Origin of the sequence: Sporosarcina jiandibaonis, from assembly GCF_013184495.1 — a bacterium.
Lineage (GTDB): Bacteria > Bacillota > Bacilli > Bacillales_A > Planococcaceae > Sporosarcina > Sporosarcina jiandibaonis.
Genome location: NZ_JAAOIY010000002.1, coordinates 394825 through 412407, shown reverse-complemented (window position 1 = coordinate 412407; position 17583 = coordinate 394825). Strand labels below are relative to the sequence as shown.

Below are 17583 nucleotides of genomic sequence, written 5' to 3'. Positions count from 1 at the left end.
ACTCCCCGTGTTCATATTCATGTGTCATGACACATGTCATTATACTTCACTTCTTAATCAAACACAAAGGTTTTTTTGAGAGCACTGATTTCAGCGCTCTCGTTTTTCACACGATCAATACAAGACTTACGGCCATAACCGCCATGCCGGCCATCATTCCGTAAATCGACGAATGGGCTTCGTCGTATTTTTTGGCGGCGGGCAGTAGTTCATCAATTGAAATGAAAACCATAATCCCTGCGACAGCTGCAAAAATTACGCCGAACATGACCCCGTTCAAATACGGCATGAGAATAAGATAAGCCACAATGGCACCGACAGGTTCAGCCAATCCTGAGAGGAATGACAACTTGAACGCTTGCATTCGATTACCCGTTGCATAGTAAATTGGAATCGCGACGGCAATTCCTTCGGGGATGTTGTGAATGGCAACTGCAATGGCAATCGCTATACCGAGCGTAGGATCTTGCAAGGCTGAAGTAAACGTCGCAATGCCCTCCGGAAAATTATGAATCGCAATCGCTAACGCAGTGAACAAGCCCATTTTCTTCAATTTGGCATACTCGGCATTCGTCGGGCCTTCATTGACATCCTCAACGCTTTTCACATCATGCGGATTTCCGATAGCTGGAATAAAGTGATCAATAAGTGCGATTAACAGCATACCTCCGAAAAACCCGGCAAGTGTCATCCAATATCCATTTTTCGCGCCGAGTTCGAGTACTAACTCAGCTTTCGCCTTAAAGAAGATTTCCACCAATGAAACGTAAATCATCACACCGGCTGAAAATCCGAGAGCCACCGATAAAAACTTGGTATTCGTCCGCTTTGTAAAAAAGGCAAGCAAACTTCCAATACCAGTCGCCAAGCCTGCAAATAGGGTTAACGCAAATGCAAAAATTATACTTCCATCCATACACACATCTTCTTTCTAAGTTTTCGTTAATGCTATTGTATGCCAAGAGTTTCCCATGTGCAAAACTTTAAATAATTCTCTCAATGATTAATTTGTAAGACAAAAAAGAATCGGCCTATAGAAGACCGATTCTCATGTTTTTCTAAAATTAAAATGCTTCTTCCATCTCGCTAATCATTTCTTTCATTGACTGAAGACCCCCGCCTGATAAGTACCAGTAGTCAGCGTTTAAATAAATTATTTTATCATTTTTATAAGCATTTATTTTCTTGACAAGGTCATTCTCAATTGAATCTTTTACGCTCGATTCCGTACCGACCGCGGCATCACGATCTACTACGAAAAGAATATCTGGATTTGTTTCCACAATATATTCAAACGTAACATTTTGACCGTGCGTAGATACTTCAATTTTTTCATCAGCAGCCTTGAAACCAAACACATCATGAATTAAACCGAAACGTGAATTAGGTCCGTAAGCACTTACTTTCCCTTCGCTTCCAAGAACAATCAATGCTTTTTCATCGACATTTGAAGTTTTTTCTTTAATCGTAGCAATTTGCTCGTCAATTTCGGCTAATTCTGTTTTCATTCCATCTTCTTTATCAAATATTTTAGCGACAAGATCCATATTCTCTTTAAATGAATCCATATAGTGCGCCGTATCTAAACCGACGTAAACAGTAGGGGCAATTTCACTAAATTCTTTGTAAAGATCTGCCTGACGTCCAGAGATGAAAATTACATCTGGTTTCATCGCATGGATCGCTTCAAAATCAGGCTCTTTCAAGCTGCCAAGGTTTTTATATTTTGCATCTTCAAATTTGGACAGGTAACCAGGAACGTTTGCTTGCGGTAGGCCCGCGATTTCAACACCAAGTTCGTCTAGCGTATCAAGTATGCCAAAATCAAACACAACAACTGTTTCAGGATTTTTTTTCACTTCTACTGGCTCTTTATCGAGTTCATGAGTAACTTCAACAACTTCACTGTCAGCTTTCTCACCTGTCGAACCGGATGTTTCAGGTTTTTTGGTATCAGTTCCACATGCCACAAGAAAAGCCATTAATGCAAACATCATAACTGCTATAGATAATTTTTTCATCATTTGTTCCCATCCTTTATTTTATGAGTTGAAATAAACGCAAATACGGCAGTTGCTTAATTGTTTAATCGGGATATCCATGTCGTATATTTCTTTCAATGAATCCGAGTTAATAATATCATCGGTCGGTCCATCTTTAACGACGCGGCCATCTTTAAGTGCAACGATTCGATCAGAGTATACAGATGCAAAGTTAATATCATGCAAAACGATGATGACTGTTTTTCCAAGATCATCAACAAGTCTGCGCAAAATCTTCATAATTTGTACCGAATGTTTCATATCCAAGTTATTAAGTGGTTCATCCAATAAAATATAATCAGTGTCTTGTGCAATAACCATCGCGATAAATGCGCGTTGACGTTGACCGCCAGAGAGTTCTTCCAAATAACTATCTTGCATGCCCATTAAATCCATATAATCGAGGGCTTGATCGATGATACGAATATCTTCTGCGTTTAAACGACCTCTAGAATATGGATACCTGCCGAAAGATACGAGCTCGCGAATTGTTAAACGGACATTCATGAAATTTGATTGTTTTAAAATCGAAACTCGTTTCGAAAAATCATTCGACTTCATTTTTTTTACGTCTTTTTTATCGACAAGCACCTCTCCCGTGTCCGCATCGAGAAGGCGGCTTACCATCGAAAGGAGCGTTGACTTTCCAGCACCATTCGGCCCGATGAATGAAGTGATTTTTCCGGGATGTATATTCACGCTAACATTTTCGACGACCGCTTTTTTACCGTAAAACTTCGTTAGCTCACGGACTTGAATCATGTAGATCGACTCTCCTTTAATAATAAGTAAATGAAGTAAATGCCGCCGACGAAGTTGATGATGACACTTAACGTCGTCGAGAACGTAAATACGCGTTCCACAACCCATTGCCCGCCAACGAGAGCGAAAACACTCATAAGCGACGCGCCGATAATGAGAACAGAATGCTTATATGTTTTAAAGAATTGATAAGATAAATTTGCAACGATGAGTCCAAAAAAAGTAATCGGTCCAACGAGCGCTGTTGAAACAGCGATTAACACCGAAGAAATGATGAGCGTCTTTTTAACAACTTTATCGTATGATACGCCCAAGTTGATGGCAGTGTCTCTCCCTAGCGACAAAACATCAAGGTCATTTATCGATCTCCAGCCGATAATCATTGAGATAACAATAATGGCAAGCGCCCACCAGACAAGGTCTCCACTAACATTGTTGAAGCTCGCGAACATTTTGTCTTGCACCCGCAAAAACTCATTCGGATCAATAAGGACTTGCAAAAATGTTGAGATGCTACCAAAGAATGTTCCAACGATAATTCCGACAAGCAACAGGAAATAGATTGGTCTCTTCCCTGATTTAAATAAAAACTGATACAACAGGAGCGCAAACACGATCATTGCCGATACGGATAAAATGAAATTCACGTGTTTGTTGACAATCGTCACATGCGATGAGCCGAGAAAGAAGATTCCAACTGTCTGCAAGAGTAAATAAAGCGAATCGAACCCCATAATGCTCGGTGTTAAAATCCGATTATGTGTAATCGTTTGGAAAATAACTGTCGAATAGGCAATCGCGACGCCTGTTAATACCATAGCTAGCACTTTGATTCCGCGGCGCGGCAATGCATAATCGAAACTTCCGTTTAATCCTTGAAATAAGTAAAGACTGCAGAAAAGTACGGCAAATGCACCGAGAATAATCATTTTTGTTGAATTACGCATACGATTTCCTCCTAAACAACAAGTAGAGGAAGATACCGCTTCCAATGACGCCTACCATTAAACTAATTGAGATTTCATAAGGATAAATGAGAACTCGACCCAAAATATCGCAAATAAGGAGAAATATCGCTCCAAGTAGCGCAGTATGCGGCAAAGTCTTTTGCAAGTGATCGCCTTTAAAGATTGAAATGATATTTGGGATTATTAAACCTAAAAAAGGAATCATCCCAACTGTTAAAACGACAGTTGTCGTAATAAGCGCAACAAGTATAAGACCGATATTTACGACTCGCCGATAAGCAAGCCCGAGGTTTTTAGAGAAATCTTCTCCCATTCCCGCAACCGTAAATCGGTTTGCAAAGAGATAAGCAATTAGAATAACCGGAATACTTATGTAGAGAAGCTCAAAACGCCCTTTCATTATCATAGAAAAATCGCCTTGCAACCACGCTGACATATTTTGAATAACGTCCGCCCGATAAGCTAAAAACGTCGTTACAGATGACAGTATACTCCCAAACATAAGCCCTACTAGCGGTATGAAAATCGCGTCCTTGAACTTTATTCGATCAAGAATTTGCATAAACAAAAGCGTGCCGGCAAGCGCAAATGCAAATGCGACAATCATCTTTTCAATTGTTGATGCGTTCGCGAACAAGAGCATTGAAACGAGGATTCCAAGCTTTGTTGCGTCGAGCGTACCAGCAGTCGTCGGTGAAACAAATTTATTTCTGCTTAGCTGTTGCATAATTAGTCCCGAAATACTCATACCAGCACCTGCTAGAATGATTGCGACGAGTCTTGGCAAACGGCTAATCAAGAATATTTCCGTTTCTTCCGATTTGAAATCTAGCAGACTCATCGGAGTTATATGGCTGACTCCTACAAATAACGAAAGGAAGGAAAGGCCTATTAATGCAACTATCAAATAACGTTTCTTCATGAGCAGCCTCGATATCGATTATTTAAATCTAATTGAGAATATTGCACTGAAAACCATTATCAATTAGACTTAATCTCAATTATAGCACCGGTTAAATCGATGTCAATAATAAATGAAAATGATTATCAATTGGATTTCTATGGACTATATGAGAAAAGTATACAAAAAAGAAGCGCATATTATGTACAAATATATTTCGTATATCGAATCTAAATGTCGTTTTAAATGGCAGAATCCGCTATACTATCTTTTAGTGAAGGAGGAATAAATACTTTATGTTAAAACAATTCTTTTCTTATTATAAACCCCATAAAAGGCTATTTATCATAGACTTTTCGAGTGCCGTATTCGTCGCTTTGCTCGAACTTGCATTTCCATTGGCGGTTCAGTGGTTTATTGACGTCTTGCTTCCTGGTGGCGATTGGGGAAAAATCGTAACGGTTAGTATTTTATTACTACTGGTCTATTTATTAAGTACTTTCCTTCAATATATCGTCAGTTATCTCGGTCATAAACTGGGTATTAATATTGAAACGGATATGCGTCAACAACTTTTCAACCATGTACAACGGCAATCGTTCAGATTTTTTGATAATACGAAAACTGGACATATCATGAGTCGAATTACGAATGATTTATTTGATATAGGAGAACTTGCACACCATGGTCCCGAGGATCTGTTTATCGCGATCATGACGCTCGTCGGAGCATTTATTCTTATGTACAATATCAATCCGGAACTCGCCATCATTGCAATCGTTATCGTTCCGCTCCTCGTGGTGCTTGTTACATTCTGTAATATTAAAATGAATCAGGCGTGGACAAATATGTATGGGAAAATTGCAGACGTTAACGCCCGTGTCGAAGATAGCGTTTCGGGTGCGCGCGTAGTTCAATCATTTACGAACGAAGAATTTGAAATCTCGCGTTTTGAAACGGATAACGGCAACTTTCGAATCGCTAAACTAGTTGCTTATAAAGTGATGGCGTGGACGCATTCGAGCATGTATATGATGACCCGATTGATGACCTTAGTCGTTCTCGTGGTTGGCGCTTGGTTTTCTTTCAACGGAAAACTATCGTATGGTGAACTCGTCGGTTTTATACTTTTTGTTAACATCCTTATCAAACCTGTTGATAAAATCAGTGCATTACTCGAGCTTTATCCAAAAGGAATGGCTGGTTTTCGCCGTTTCCGCAATTTGCTCGAACAAGAACCTGAAATCGAGGACCATCCCAACGCAATTGCTGTTAATCATTTAACTGGCGATATCATCTTTAAAGATGTTTCGTTCAATTACGACAGCACGAAAGTTGTTCTAAAGGACGTTAACTTGAGTATTCGTGCGGGCCAAACGGTTGCTTTCGTCGGCCCATCCGGCGCAGGTAAAACAACGATTTGCTCGTTAATCCCTAGATTTTATGATGTGAATGAAGGATCCATTTCAATTGACGGGATCGATGTTCGTGAAATGACGCAAAAATCGTTGCGAGCACAAATCGGAATTGTTCAGCAAGATGTCTTCTTATTTACGGGAACCATTAAAGAAAATATTGCATACGGAGACTTAGAGGCTTCAGATGAAGAAGTTTATGAGGCTGCGCGTAAAGCGCATCTTGAGGAATATATCGCCTCCTTGCCAAATGGGTACGAAACTCAAATTGGCGAACGCGGATTAAAGCTTTCCGGCGGACAAAAACAACGACTTGCCATTGCGCGCATGTTCTTGAAAAATCCTCCGATACTCATTTTAGATGAAGCCACGTCTGCGCTTGATACGGAAACGGAGCGGATTATTCAACAGTCACTTAATGAACTCGCCGAAAATCGCACGACGCTCGTTATCGCTCATAGACTTGCGACAATTCGCGATGCGGACCGCGTCATCGTTGTCACGGAAGATGGGATCGCAGAAGATGGAACTTATACTGAACTCCTTGAAAAAGACGGGATTTTTGCACATTTGCATAATATTCAATTCCAAAAAGTTTAAGTTTCGATTTTCTGGACAGTATAAGTTCATCCCCCTTTCTCAAAAAAAGAATGCACCGCATTTGACCTCCCCCCGGTCATGCGGTGCATTTTTTGCTTATTAATAACTGGTCACGAATTCTTCGAAACGTTCTCGGTCATACTTCAACATTTCCACGGTCATGACAGTTCCATCTTCGTCATAAGACGTTTTTTTCACATTGGCTTTGTCATTTAAATACGCGACGATATCTCCGCGGTCAAATGGGATGAGCACTTTACACGTAACGTATTGATCGAAAACATATTTCTTGATTAAATCGACCAGTTCATCGAGACCTTGTCCCTCTTTCGCCGATAACCATACATTATTTTCACTCACATGCGGATAATGCACTTCAGCCAAATCCGATTTATTGAATACGTTTATGGTCGGTACGTTTTCGACCCCGACGTCATTGAGTGTTTGATCGGTGACGTCCATCATGAACCGATATTCAGGATGCGAAACATCAACGACTTGAAGCAGAAGATCCGCGTCACGCGCTTCTTCTAATGTAGAACGAAATGCCTTCACCAAGCTATGCGGTAGTTTACCAACAAAACCAACTGTATCGGTTAATAGAAATTCCTTATTATCCGGTAACTTGACATTCCTCACGGATGTATCCAATGTCGCGAATAACATATCTTTTTCAAACACTTGTTTTTCTACGGACGCATTCATCTTTTCGAGCAGCCCGTTCATAAGCGTTGATTTTCCCGCATTCGTATAACCCACGAGTGATACGACAGGCAAACCACTTCTTCTGCGCTGTTTTCGCTGTGTTTCCCGTTGCGCTCCGACACTTTCCAAATCTCGTTTCAATTTGGCAATTTGATCTTCAATCACTCTTCGGTCTAGCTCAAGCTTCGTTTCACCAGCACCTTTGTTTTGAAAACCTCCGCCCGTCCCGCCGCCTTGTCTGCTTAACGACGCGCGCAGTCCGACTAAACGAGGCAACATATATTGTAATTGCGCTAAATCTACTTGCATTCTCGACTCCCTGGAACGAGCTCGTCTCGCGAATATATCAAGGATCAGCATCGTTCGGTCGATGACTTTGCACTCCAGCCCATTTTCCAAATTTCGAATTTGTGAAGGCGATAATTCATCATTGAATATGATTAAGTTCGCATCGGTTCCTTCAAAGTAGTTTCTAATTTCGCCTATTTTTCCCGTCCCTACATAATGAGAGGGATTGACACGCTCCATATTTTGAACGACGGTACCGACGACTTCCACGTCAATCGCTTCGGCAAGATTTCCCAGTTCCTCCATCGAGTATTCAAAATGATCATCTGTTTGAACTTTTACACCGACAAGCACTGCGCGTTCGACTAATATATCCAAGAAAACGACTCCCTTCAACGACTTACCTATATTAATTTTACCATATACAGTTTTTTGCAACAAACGGAAGGGAATCTAGTATGTTATCTTATACATGCTCAATAACGACTTCTATTAGTCTTTCCTCTTTCACTTCTCGGTCCTTGCCGATGAACTTCAAGTTGACATTTGGTAACGCTATATTATTTTCTGAATGTATAGTCGACAATAATGACGACCATTCAGCTGCAGCTTTGACAGGCTCATTCACACTGAAAACACATTCCGTAATGATCAGCTTTTCATTGTCCGGCAAAATTGTACCGTCTTCACGCAGCTCATTGAAGCGCTCTTCATCATCTTTTTCCCATTCTATAAAGAATGGGAACGGCAAATCTGCTGATGGCTGTTGATCGACGAAGAGCATTTTCCACCTGCGGATATCGCCGGTCACCGTCTTTCTTTCAGCTTCTATAACGCCCGAGGTCTCATAACCAGCTGCACGAAGGCGCGTATCAAAAGCATTTAGATTTTCTGCAGAAAAACAAATTGTTCCCCAAGCTTCCCCTTTAGGAACATCACGCAACAATAAATTAACGAGTTGATGACCGGATTTCTCTGCAATGTCTTTATTTTCAACTGAAAGCCATTCAATATACGCATTTTCCACATACATGAGTGCATTATGCGTTCCCCATTTTTCATGACTTCCCCCGATTACTGCATGCCACCCCATCTTTTCTTGTTCAGCGACAATTTCATCAGGCGACTTTTCCGTGAAATAAACAACATGATCAAGTTTGACCATCCCCATCCCTCTTTCAAATTGTTATCTTTCTCGATTAAGTTTTTCTAACGTATCCGTAAATTCTTGTTCGATTACAGGATCCTTTTTATAGGTTAATAAACTTATGAAATACGTCACAAGAAGACATAAAATGAACCCGGGAACAATTTCATACAGCGTATTGGTAAGGAATTTTATATTCCCCCAAATAATGACTGTAATCGCGCCGACGACCATACCAGACAACGCCCCGACAGTCGTAATTTTCCGCCAGTATAGCGATAACAAAATAATTGGACCGAATGACGCCCCGAAACCAGCCCATGCGAACGACACGAGTTTCAGGATCGTGTCATGGTCGCCCCACGCCAAAACTGCGGCTACGATTGAGACTAGCAAGACAGACATCCTGCCTAAAAACACATAACTTTTATCAGATGCATCTTTATTAATGATTGCTTTATATAAGTCCTCGATTAGCGCGGAGGATGTTACAATTAGCTGTGAAGAAATCGTGCTCATAATTGCGGCTAAAACCGCTGCAAGCATGATACCGGCCACGAACGGATGGAAGATGATTTGACCAAGAGCAATAAACACCGCTTCCGAATCCACCAACTTTGTTCCTGCATTTTGTTGGTAATAAGCAATTCCGACAAGCGCAGTCGCAATAGCTCCCGCCAGACTCAGCATCATCCAACCTATCCCGATTCGTCTGGCACTTTTCGTCTCTTTTACGGATGTAATCGCCATAAATCGAACAATAATATGCGGTTGACCAAAATAGCCCAGTCCCCAAGCAACTGAGGAAATCACGCCAAGCGTTGTCACACCCGAAACCAAATTCAATAAGTTCGGGTTCACTTCCCGGATACTTGCTGCTGTTTCTCCAAATCCTCCTGTAATGAAAACACCGAATAGCGGGACGAGAATCAGCGCTAGGAACATTATCAATCCCTGAACGAAATCCGTATAACTTACCGCAAGGAATCCCCCGAAAAGCGTATACGCCAAAACTACAGCGGAAACGATTAGTAGTCCAGTATGGTACTCGAGTCCAAACGAGCTTTCAAAAAACACGCCGCCCGCTACCATTCCTGATGAAACATAAAAAGTAAAAAATATTAATATGATTATCCCGGAAACTATACGGAGAAGACCCGATTTATCCTTCAATCTGTTTTCCAAAAAGCTTGGAATCGTAATGGATTCATTTGAAACTTGGGTATACACACGTAAACGGGGCGCAACGAACAACCAGTTTAAATAGGCACCGACCGTAAGACCAATCGCAATCCATGCTCCTCCTAACCCTTTCAAATAAATGGCTCCCGGAAGCCCCATCAGAAGCCACCCGGACATATCTGCTGCCCCGGCACTAAGCGCAGTAACTGCAGGACCGAGAGATCTTCCGCCTAACATATAATCTGTCAGATTCGATGTCCGTCGAAAGGCATAATACCCGATAATTAACATGGCAGCCATGTATAAAATAATTGCAATTAATTGATAGACGTCGCTTGACATTAGTATCCACTCCTTTTATGTTATATTCTAATTAAAACAGGTTTCCCTTCCATAAGATACAGATTTTCAAAAATCAGTTTTGGAAATATAATACACTAGTAGACAGGATTTGCATATTTCCCCTAATTCCCCGGGAAATATACACGAAACGACAAGGAGGAAATAAAATATGATACATACTAAATGGCTCGATAAAACGGTAGAAATGGCAATCGAAAATGTGCGCAATGGAGGAGGTCCCTTTGCGGCAATCGTTGTGAAAGACGGCGAAATAATTGGAACCGGAACAAATCTTGTCCATGTCAACAATGACCCTTCAGCACACGCAGAACTACTAGCCATTCGTGAAGCATGTGCGGCTCTTTCATCAGTCGATTTATCCGATTGTGTATTATATGCGAGCGGAGAACCATGTCCAATGTGTTTAGGCGCCGCCTATTGGTCGACAATCGGGAACATTTACTATGCATGCAGCAAGGCCGATGCATTAGAAAGTGCAAATTTCGACAATCCGCTTGCCGCATTCTTTTCTGATCAGTCCAAAGAACCTGAAAACCGCGAAGTTCCTTTTATTCAAATGAAAACAGAGAATTCACTAGCCCCGTTTCATGAATGGAATCGTAAAAATACGAACACTTAAGTTTTGATTTTGTTTTCAGTGGGTATCGTGTTCCTAAAGGAGGCGATTTCACGATGCCCTGGAATAATAATGATTATCCCGCGTCGTTCAAAAACCTTGAACCCGATGTTCGAAATAAAGCTATTGAAATAGCGAATGCACTCATAGAAGAAGGCTATGATGATGGACGCGCAATTCCAATCGCAATGTCGAAAGCACGTGAATTTGTTCACGGCGATGACGTCAATAGACCAGAATATGAAGTGATCTCAAAATCCGATCAATGGATTTTCAAAAAAGTCGATGGTAAAAAAACAATTTTCAAGAATGATACCAAAAATGATTTATTAGAGAAAGCGAAGCCTTATGTTAATAAACAAAACGGGATTTTAAGAATTTATCATGAAGACGGTTCGCATGAAGATACTTTGTATGATTGACTGAAATAAGCGTATCCCTCTCTCAGGGATACGCTTATTTTGTTAGTTAATTTTCACTTCAGCCATTTCCTGCAGTTTAAATTTCATAATTTTTCCCGATGCGGTCATTGGGTATTCATCGATAAATTCAATGTAACGCGGGATTTTATGGAATGAGATTCTGCCTTTGCAAAATTCCTTCACAGATTCCTCGTCAATTTCCGCCCCTTCTTTCGGGATAATCCACGCCATTAATTCCTCGCCGTATTTAGGGTCCGGAACGCCGACAATTTGTACATCTGCTATCGCCGGATGCGTATAAAGGAACTCCTCGACTTCGCGCGGATAGATATTTTCACCGCCGCGGATGACCATATCGCGAATTCTTCCCGTAATACTGAAATAACCTTCCTCATCCTCAATGGCAATGTCTCCTGTGCGCAACCAACCTTCTTCGTTGATAACCTCTTTTGTGGCTTCCTCGTTATTGTAATAGCCTTTCATGACATGATACCCGCGCGTCCATAACTCTCCTGGTTGACCGACTTTCACTTCTGCCTCGGTAACAGGATTGACAATTTTCACTTCAACATTCGGATGCGGCTTCCCTACCGTTGATACTTTCTTTTCAATCGGGTCGTCCGTTCTTGTTTGCAAGAAGACGGGCGACGTTTCCGTTTGGCCGTAGCAAATGGTTATTTCGCTCGCTCCCATATCATTAATCACGCGGCGCATGACTGCAATCGGGCATGTTGAACCGGCCATAATGCCCGTGCGCAGTGAAGAAGTATCATACTTTTTGAAATTCGGATGGTTTAATTCTGCAATAAACATAGTTGGAACACCGTGAAGCGCTGTGCATTTTTCATCTTGAACCGCTTGCAATACTTTTTCCGGATTAAATTGCTCGATAATAATCATGGCGGATCCATGTGTCACCGCTGCCATCGTCCCAAGAACGCATCCGAAGCAATGGAAAAACGGGACTGGAATACAGACTCGGTCATGTTCGGTCAGTTTCATGAAGTCTCCAATCTGCTTCCCGTTATTGACGATGTTATTATGCGTCAGCATTACTCCTTTCGGAAATCCTGTTGTACCCGATGTATATTGTATATTAATGACATCATCCGGACGGAGCCCCTCCAAGTGCTCATTTAAAACAGTATCTGTAATACCATAAGCATGAGCCATAAACTCTGACCAATTGTACATCCCTTGTTCGCCGCGGTCGGACATAAGAATGATTTTCTTTAAGTGAGGGAGTTTCTCACTCGAAATAACGCCCTCTTTACTATGTATGATTTCGGGGCATATCGAACGGATGATATCTATATAGCTTGTCCCTTTAAAACTCTCATCTAGAATTAGCGTGGTTGCCTCGGATTGCTTAAGTAAATATTCTAATTCCGCTGCTTGGTAATTGGTATTCACCGTGACAAGAACAGCACCCATTTTCCCTGTCGCAAATTGGCTCAATAACCACTCGCGTTTATTATCTGACCAAATCGCTACATTATCGCCCTTCTTGATGCCCATGCCAATGAACGCCTTCGCTAGCAAATCCGTTTCTTCATCAAATTCTTTGTACGTTTTTCGAATTCCATGTTCAGGATACACATAAGCTTCTTGATTTGGATAAAGTTCTGCTTGCTCTTTAACAATTTCCCCTACCGTCTTTTGCAACAATGCCAAGACCATCCCCCCATTTCTAATTTCTTCTATAAGTCTATTTTATCACAAGATTCTAAATGATTGTAGAGGCTTTTGAATGTATATGGAGGTGATAAAAAGTTATTTTCACCAATATATAGACATAAATATCTAAAAAAACCGTTTCACCGACTAGCAGCGAAACGGAAAGTTGCTCTTTATTCGACAGGAAACACTCTTCCCCGTTCATCTTTATACACGACATGCTCTCTTTCAAACTTTGTCGGCGAATCAAGTCCCGCCGCTGCCGCGATCCGAAATAAGCCTTCCCGCATCGTTAAAATGTAGTTCGTCACGCGGAACTTTTTCTCTTCAACAACAAGCCCTTTTTGCAATTTCGGATCCGTCGTCGCAACACCTGCGGGACAAGTATTTGTATGGCAACGTTCCGCCATGATGCAACCGACTGAAATCATGAAACCGCGGGCAATTTGAACGAGATCGGCTCCCATCGCTAAAACAATCGCGGCACGATCCGGCGTTGTCACTTTACCTGATGCAATGATTTTCACGCGGTCACGGACTTCGAATTTTCGCAGCGCATCATCTAGCAGAATGAGTGCGGAACGAAGCGGCAATCCGACTCCGTCAGCAAGATCTTGATAAGTTGCACCAGACCCGCCTTCAGCACCGTCTAGGGAAATGAAGTCAGGCCCTAAACCTGTTTCCTGCATAAATGACGCAAGTTCTTCCGCGTCTTGCTTCCCGCCGATAACTAATTTAATGCCAACAGGTTTACCTGTGTGATCTCGAATTTTATCAATAAAATCGAATAGAGTCGGATAATCACTGAACTGATTAAAACGATTCGGGCTGTTAATGGTCGTAAATGGGACGACGTTTCGGATTTCCGCGATTTCTTCCGTTACTTTCTCCCCTTCGACATGCCCACCGCGCATCTTTGCCCCTTGCGCTAATTTTATTTCAAAAGCTTTCACTTCCGGAATCTCTGCTTTTTCGCGTAATCGTTCCCAGCTGAACTCGCCTTCTTCCGTTCTAAACCCGAAGAGGCCTGAACCGATTTGCGCGATAATATCGGCGCCCCCAGCCAAATGATATTTGGATAACCCGCCTTCTCCTGTGTTCATCCAAGCCCCTTTTGCCATGCCGATGCCTTTTGACAACGCTGTAATCGCATTTTCACCAAGTGATCCGTAACTCATTCCAGACTGACCCAGCAAACTGCGAACGTGAAAAGGGTGTTCGCAATCTGGACCGATAATCACAGCATCTTCTTCTGGCAGCAACCACGGCAATGCCGGAATTTCTTCACGATGCTCGCGTCTTGCGAATAAGCCGTCTTCATCCACGATATAGCGCATCGTGTCGACAAGTGTTTCATTATCCACGCGCATTTCTTCGTTCTGTTTTGTAAACATTGCATTGCGAATAAAATAACCAGATTCATCGAAATCGCGTTTTGATCCAAAACCGATGACGCTGCTTAAATATTTTCCTGGGAGGACCATATGTAAGTATTCTTCACGATTAAACGGCTCCCCGTCATTGTCATCATTGAATAAGTATTGCCGAAGCTCTGGCCCGGTCTTCTCTAGCATATAACGCATACGGCCTAAAATAGGAAAGTTTCTTAATATGGCATGTTGTTTTTGCCGACGGTCTAATAAGTATAGAAAAACCACAATTATAATCGGAACAATCACTAGAATCGAGATGACAATCATCGTCGTAATCGATACTCCTTCAAACCAATTCATACCCCACACACCCTTCCCAAGCTTTATTAGTAGTTTACCACGAATGATGTCTGATACTCTTGAATTATGTAATTACTCAATTTTAGGAGGAAATTGTTATGACGATCAAACTATTAACAGCGCATGCTTCAGTGAGAAAATATAAGGACTATACGCTATCCAAGGAGGAACTTCATGAAATAATACGTGCAGGGCAACATGCTGCAAGTTCCAATTTTGTACAAGCTTACTCTGTCATTCATGTGACGGAAAAGGAAACACGGAACGAACTTGCGCGCTTGTCAAAAAATCCAGGACAGATTTTATCTGCTGGCGCGGTTCTCGTACTGTGCATGGATTTTTATCGTGTAAAACAAGGCGCAAAAATGTTAGGTAAAGAAATCGACTTCTCTCTTGCCGAACACTTACTTGTCGGTGCTACAGACGTTGCTTTATTCGCACAAAATATTGCGATTGCGGCTGAATCGAAAGGATACGGAATTTGTTATATTGGCGGCGTGCGTAATGCTCCCGAGGAAATCAGCGAACTCCTAAATTTACCGGAAGGCGTCGCGCCGATGTATGCGATGACAATCGGCGTGCCTGATGAGGCAAATGAAGTGAAACCGAGACTGCCAGTAGAAGCGATCATTCACGAAAACAGCTACGATGGCGACAAATATGACGCGATCATCCCAGCTTATGATAAAACGATGAATGATTATTACATGAGTCGCGGCTCCAATCAAAAAGATGCCGCATGGTCTGACTCTATGGCCGCATTTTTAGGAGAACCTCGACGCACATATATGAAAGAATTTCTTGAAAAGCGTGGATTTGAGTTTAACTAACGTCAAGCGCTCGACAATCAAAATCCCGATAATTAGTGTAGAATACTGATCATATCAATGTTTCATTAGGAGCGACTGACCATGCAATTTGAAGAATTAGTAAATACACTTACAGAACAACTATCAAACGGATTGTTTATTAGCGGGACGATTAGCCAGCCGCGCATGAAATCAGATGAGCTAAAGCGTGTTCGGCTCAAGCCGGTGAAGCTACGCGACGAATTGCACATCCAATTTGAATTTCAATACGAACGGATCTTAAATCATGAAAACATTCCACTCAACGATTTACATGATAAATTGAAAGGTCTACTTGAGCGATTTCGCCAAGTACATCTTGAGTTTTCGAATGAAAAAGTTCATATCCAAATTTCAAAAAAGTTTAAAGTGCTATGGAAAACCGAAAAAACGGCATCGGAGAAAGTTGTTGATTTATCGCATAATCGCAAGAAAAACTACTTGCTCGATGAAAATACGCCCTATCCGTTTTTAATACGACTTGGCGTTCAAACCCCCGAAGGCAAAGTGCGGAATCAGCATCATGATAAATTCAGGCAGATTAACCGGTTCGTCGAATTCATCGATGACAGCCTAGCCCATTTACCAACGGATCGGACCATCCGCATTCTCGACTTTGGTTCGGGAAAATCGTATTTAACATTTGCGCTCTATCATTATCTACGCATTGAAAAAGGGCTGGATATTAAAGTGACGGGGCTCGATTTGAAGAAAGAAGTGATTGAGGAATGCAACTTGATTGCAAAAGACCTTAACTACGATAATCTCGAGTTTCTTGTCGGCGACATCAATGAGTACAATGAGGAAACCTCCGTGGACATGGTCGTCACGCTGCATGCTTGCGATGTCGCGACAGATATGGCACTTGCTCGCGCCGTCAAATGGGATGCAAAAGTTATATTAAGCGTGCCATGCTGCCAACACGAGCTGTTCAATCAGATCAAATCGCCAGCGCTCGACGTCATGCTCAAGCACGGACTAATTAAAGAGCGTTTCTCTGCACTCGCAACTGATTCAATCCGTGCGGAACTATTATCGCTTGTCGGCTATGAAGCGCAATTACTCGAATTTATCGACATGGAACATACGCCGAAAAACATTTTGATTCGCGCGTATCAAACAGGTCGTAAAGCGACAGATGATGAATTCAATACCTATAAAGAGTTTCGAAACTTATTAAGTGCAACCCCATTCTTGGAGAATGAACTGAAAGACTTATTACCATAACGAAAAGCATTCACATTCAACTGTGGATGCTTTTTTTGATATGACGTTCAATCCAACATTTTTTTCAAATAAAAAAAGTGTTTCACTGTTATTATGATTGGCAGAAACAAAACGGTGTTGTACGACAATTCTACTATTTATAGAAAGTCATGCTATTATTGTAGGAAGATATCTGTTCATTCATAAAGGAGTTGTGGGTATGCCGGTTTATAATAAACTTGTACGCGATCGCATTCCGGAAATCATCGACTTGTCGGGAAAGTTTTTTACGACTCGCATTCTTGAAGAAGATGACTATTTGATTGAGATCAATAAAAAGATGCATGAAGAACTTGCTGAATATGAAGAAGCAACGTCAAACGAAGATTCGATCGAGGAACTTGCGGATTTACTCGAACTTATTTATGCAGCCGCGAACACTTATGGGATAACTATTGAAGAACTCGAGAAAATTCGTCTCGATAAAGCAAAGAAACGCGGCGGATTCGATGAACGCATTTTTCTTGTGGATGTAGAAGATGACTGAAGTATGCAACTATCGTCTACATTCTCATTTCGAAAGAAAATATATAACTGCCAACGATTAACTTTCGTAGGCAGTTTTTCAATGGCTGGAAACCTAGTGCTAATTTGCCAGAAATGGTGTATACTAGATTAGCTGATTTGGAGCACCATACTGTAACCAAA

General features: G+C 41.6%; 16 protein-coding genes. 6 read left to right on the top strand and 10 right to left on the bottom strand.

Annotation, left to right across the window (positions count from 1 at the left end; translation table 11 throughout):
• Positions 1-106: 106 nt before the first annotated feature.
• The 5 genes from zupT to G8782_RS09305 form a co-directional block, all read right to left on the bottom strand.
• Positions 107-916, bottom strand: coding sequence for a zinc transporter ZupT (gene zupT / locus G8782_RS09325; RefSeq protein WP_172370660.1), 810 nt, complete (start codon positions 914-916; stop codon positions 107-109).
• A 148-nt stretch (positions 917-1064) separates the two neighbouring features.
• Positions 1065-2021, bottom strand: a complete 957-nt coding sequence (locus G8782_RS09320; RefSeq protein WP_172370767.1) for a siderophore ABC transporter substrate-binding protein — start codon at positions 2019-2021, stop codon at positions 1065-1067.
• 21 nt (positions 2022-2042) lie between these two features.
• A complete protein-coding gene (locus tag G8782_RS09315; RefSeq protein WP_172370659.1) occupies positions 2043-2804 on the bottom strand; it encodes an iron ABC transporter ATP-binding protein in 762 nt (253 codons plus the stop codon).
• Positions 2801-3751 carry an iron chelate uptake ABC transporter family permease subunit gene (locus G8782_RS09310; protein ID WP_172370658.1) on the bottom strand — a complete coding sequence of 317 codons (951 nt, stop codon included), beginning with the start codon at positions 3749-3751 and terminating at the stop codon, positions 2801-2803. Before G8782_RS09310 ends, G8782_RS09315 begins: the two co-directional genes overlap by 4 nt.
• Positions 3744-4694, bottom strand: a complete 951-nt coding sequence (locus G8782_RS09305; protein ID WP_172370657.1) for an ABC transporter permease — start codon at positions 4692-4694, stop codon at positions 3744-3746. The genes G8782_RS09310 and G8782_RS09305 overlap by 8 nt, the downstream gene beginning before the upstream one ends.
• Positions 4695-4969: 275 nt before the next feature.
• Here G8782_RS09305 and G8782_RS09300 point away from each other — a divergent pair, with 275 nt between their 5' ends.
• A complete protein-coding gene (locus G8782_RS09300; protein WP_172370656.1) occupies positions 4970-6688 on the top strand; it encodes an ABC transporter ATP-binding protein in 1719 nt (572 codons plus the stop codon).
• A gap of 99 nt (positions 6689-6787) precedes the next feature.
• Here G8782_RS09300 and hflX read toward each other — a convergent pair whose 3' ends face one another.
• From hflX to putP, 3 genes are all read right to left on the bottom strand, one after another.
• On the bottom strand, positions 6788-8059 hold the full coding sequence (hflX, locus tag G8782_RS09295; protein WP_172370655.1) for a GTPase HflX: 1272 nt from the start codon (positions 8057-8059) through the stop codon (positions 6788-6790).
• A gap of 88 nt (positions 8060-8147) precedes the next feature.
• The gene (locus tag G8782_RS09290; protein ID WP_172370654.1) at positions 8148-8846 is read right to left on the bottom strand and encodes a VOC family protein; all 699 of its coding nucleotides are present in this window, start codon (positions 8844-8846) and stop codon (positions 8148-8150) included.
• Between the two features lie 21 nt (positions 8847-8867).
• Positions 8868-10352, bottom strand: a complete 1485-nt coding sequence (putP, locus tag G8782_RS09285; RefSeq protein WP_172370653.1) for a sodium/proline symporter PutP — start codon at positions 10350-10352, stop codon at positions 8868-8870.
• Between the two features lie 169 nt (positions 10353-10521).
• Here putP and G8782_RS09280 point away from each other — a divergent pair, with 169 nt between their 5' ends.
• The gene (locus G8782_RS09280) at positions 10522-10992 is read left to right on the top strand and encodes a nucleoside deaminase (protein ID WP_172370652.1); all 471 of its coding nucleotides are present in this window, start codon (positions 10522-10524) and stop codon (positions 10990-10992) included.
• A 53-nt stretch (positions 10993-11045) separates the two neighbouring features.
• Positions 11046-11411, top strand: coding sequence for a DUF2188 domain-containing protein (locus G8782_RS09275; protein WP_172370651.1), 366 nt, complete (start codon positions 11046-11048; stop codon positions 11409-11411).
• 42 nt (positions 11412-11453) lie between these two features.
• Here G8782_RS09275 and G8782_RS09270 read toward each other — a convergent pair whose 3' ends face one another.
• Both G8782_RS09270 and G8782_RS09265 read right to left on the bottom strand, forming a co-directional pair.
• Positions 11454-13085, bottom strand: a complete 1632-nt coding sequence (locus G8782_RS09270; RefSeq protein WP_172370650.1) for an AMP-binding protein — start codon at positions 13083-13085, stop codon at positions 11454-11456.
• A gap of 176 nt (positions 13086-13261) precedes the next feature.
• The gene (locus G8782_RS09265) at positions 13262-14821 is read right to left on the bottom strand and encodes an FMN-binding glutamate synthase family protein (protein ID WP_172370649.1); all 1560 of its coding nucleotides are present in this window, start codon (positions 14819-14821) and stop codon (positions 13262-13264) included.
• Between the two features lie 98 nt (positions 14822-14919).
• Between G8782_RS09265 and nfsA the strand changes: the two genes are divergently transcribed.
• The 3 genes from nfsA to G8782_RS09250 all read left to right on the top strand — a co-directional run bounded on the left by nfsA (position 14920) and on the right by G8782_RS09250 (position 17422).
• Positions 14920-15651: an oxygen-insensitive NADPH nitroreductase gene (nfsA, locus tag G8782_RS09260; protein WP_172370648.1), complete on the top strand. Its 732-nt coding sequence runs from the start codon at positions 14920-14922 to the stop codon at positions 15649-15651.
• Positions 15652-15732: 81 nt separating this feature from the next.
• Positions 15733-16896 (top strand): class I SAM-dependent methyltransferase, encoded by a 1164-nt coding sequence (locus G8782_RS09255; protein WP_172370647.1) that lies wholly within the window; start codon positions 15733-15735, stop codon positions 16894-16896.
• Between the two features lie 199 nt (positions 16897-17095).
• Complete coding sequence (locus G8782_RS09250; protein WP_172370646.1) at positions 17096-17422, top strand: nucleoside triphosphate pyrophosphohydrolase; 327 nt, start codon at positions 17096-17098, stop codon at positions 17420-17422.
• Positions 17423-17583: the final 161 nt, after the last annotated feature.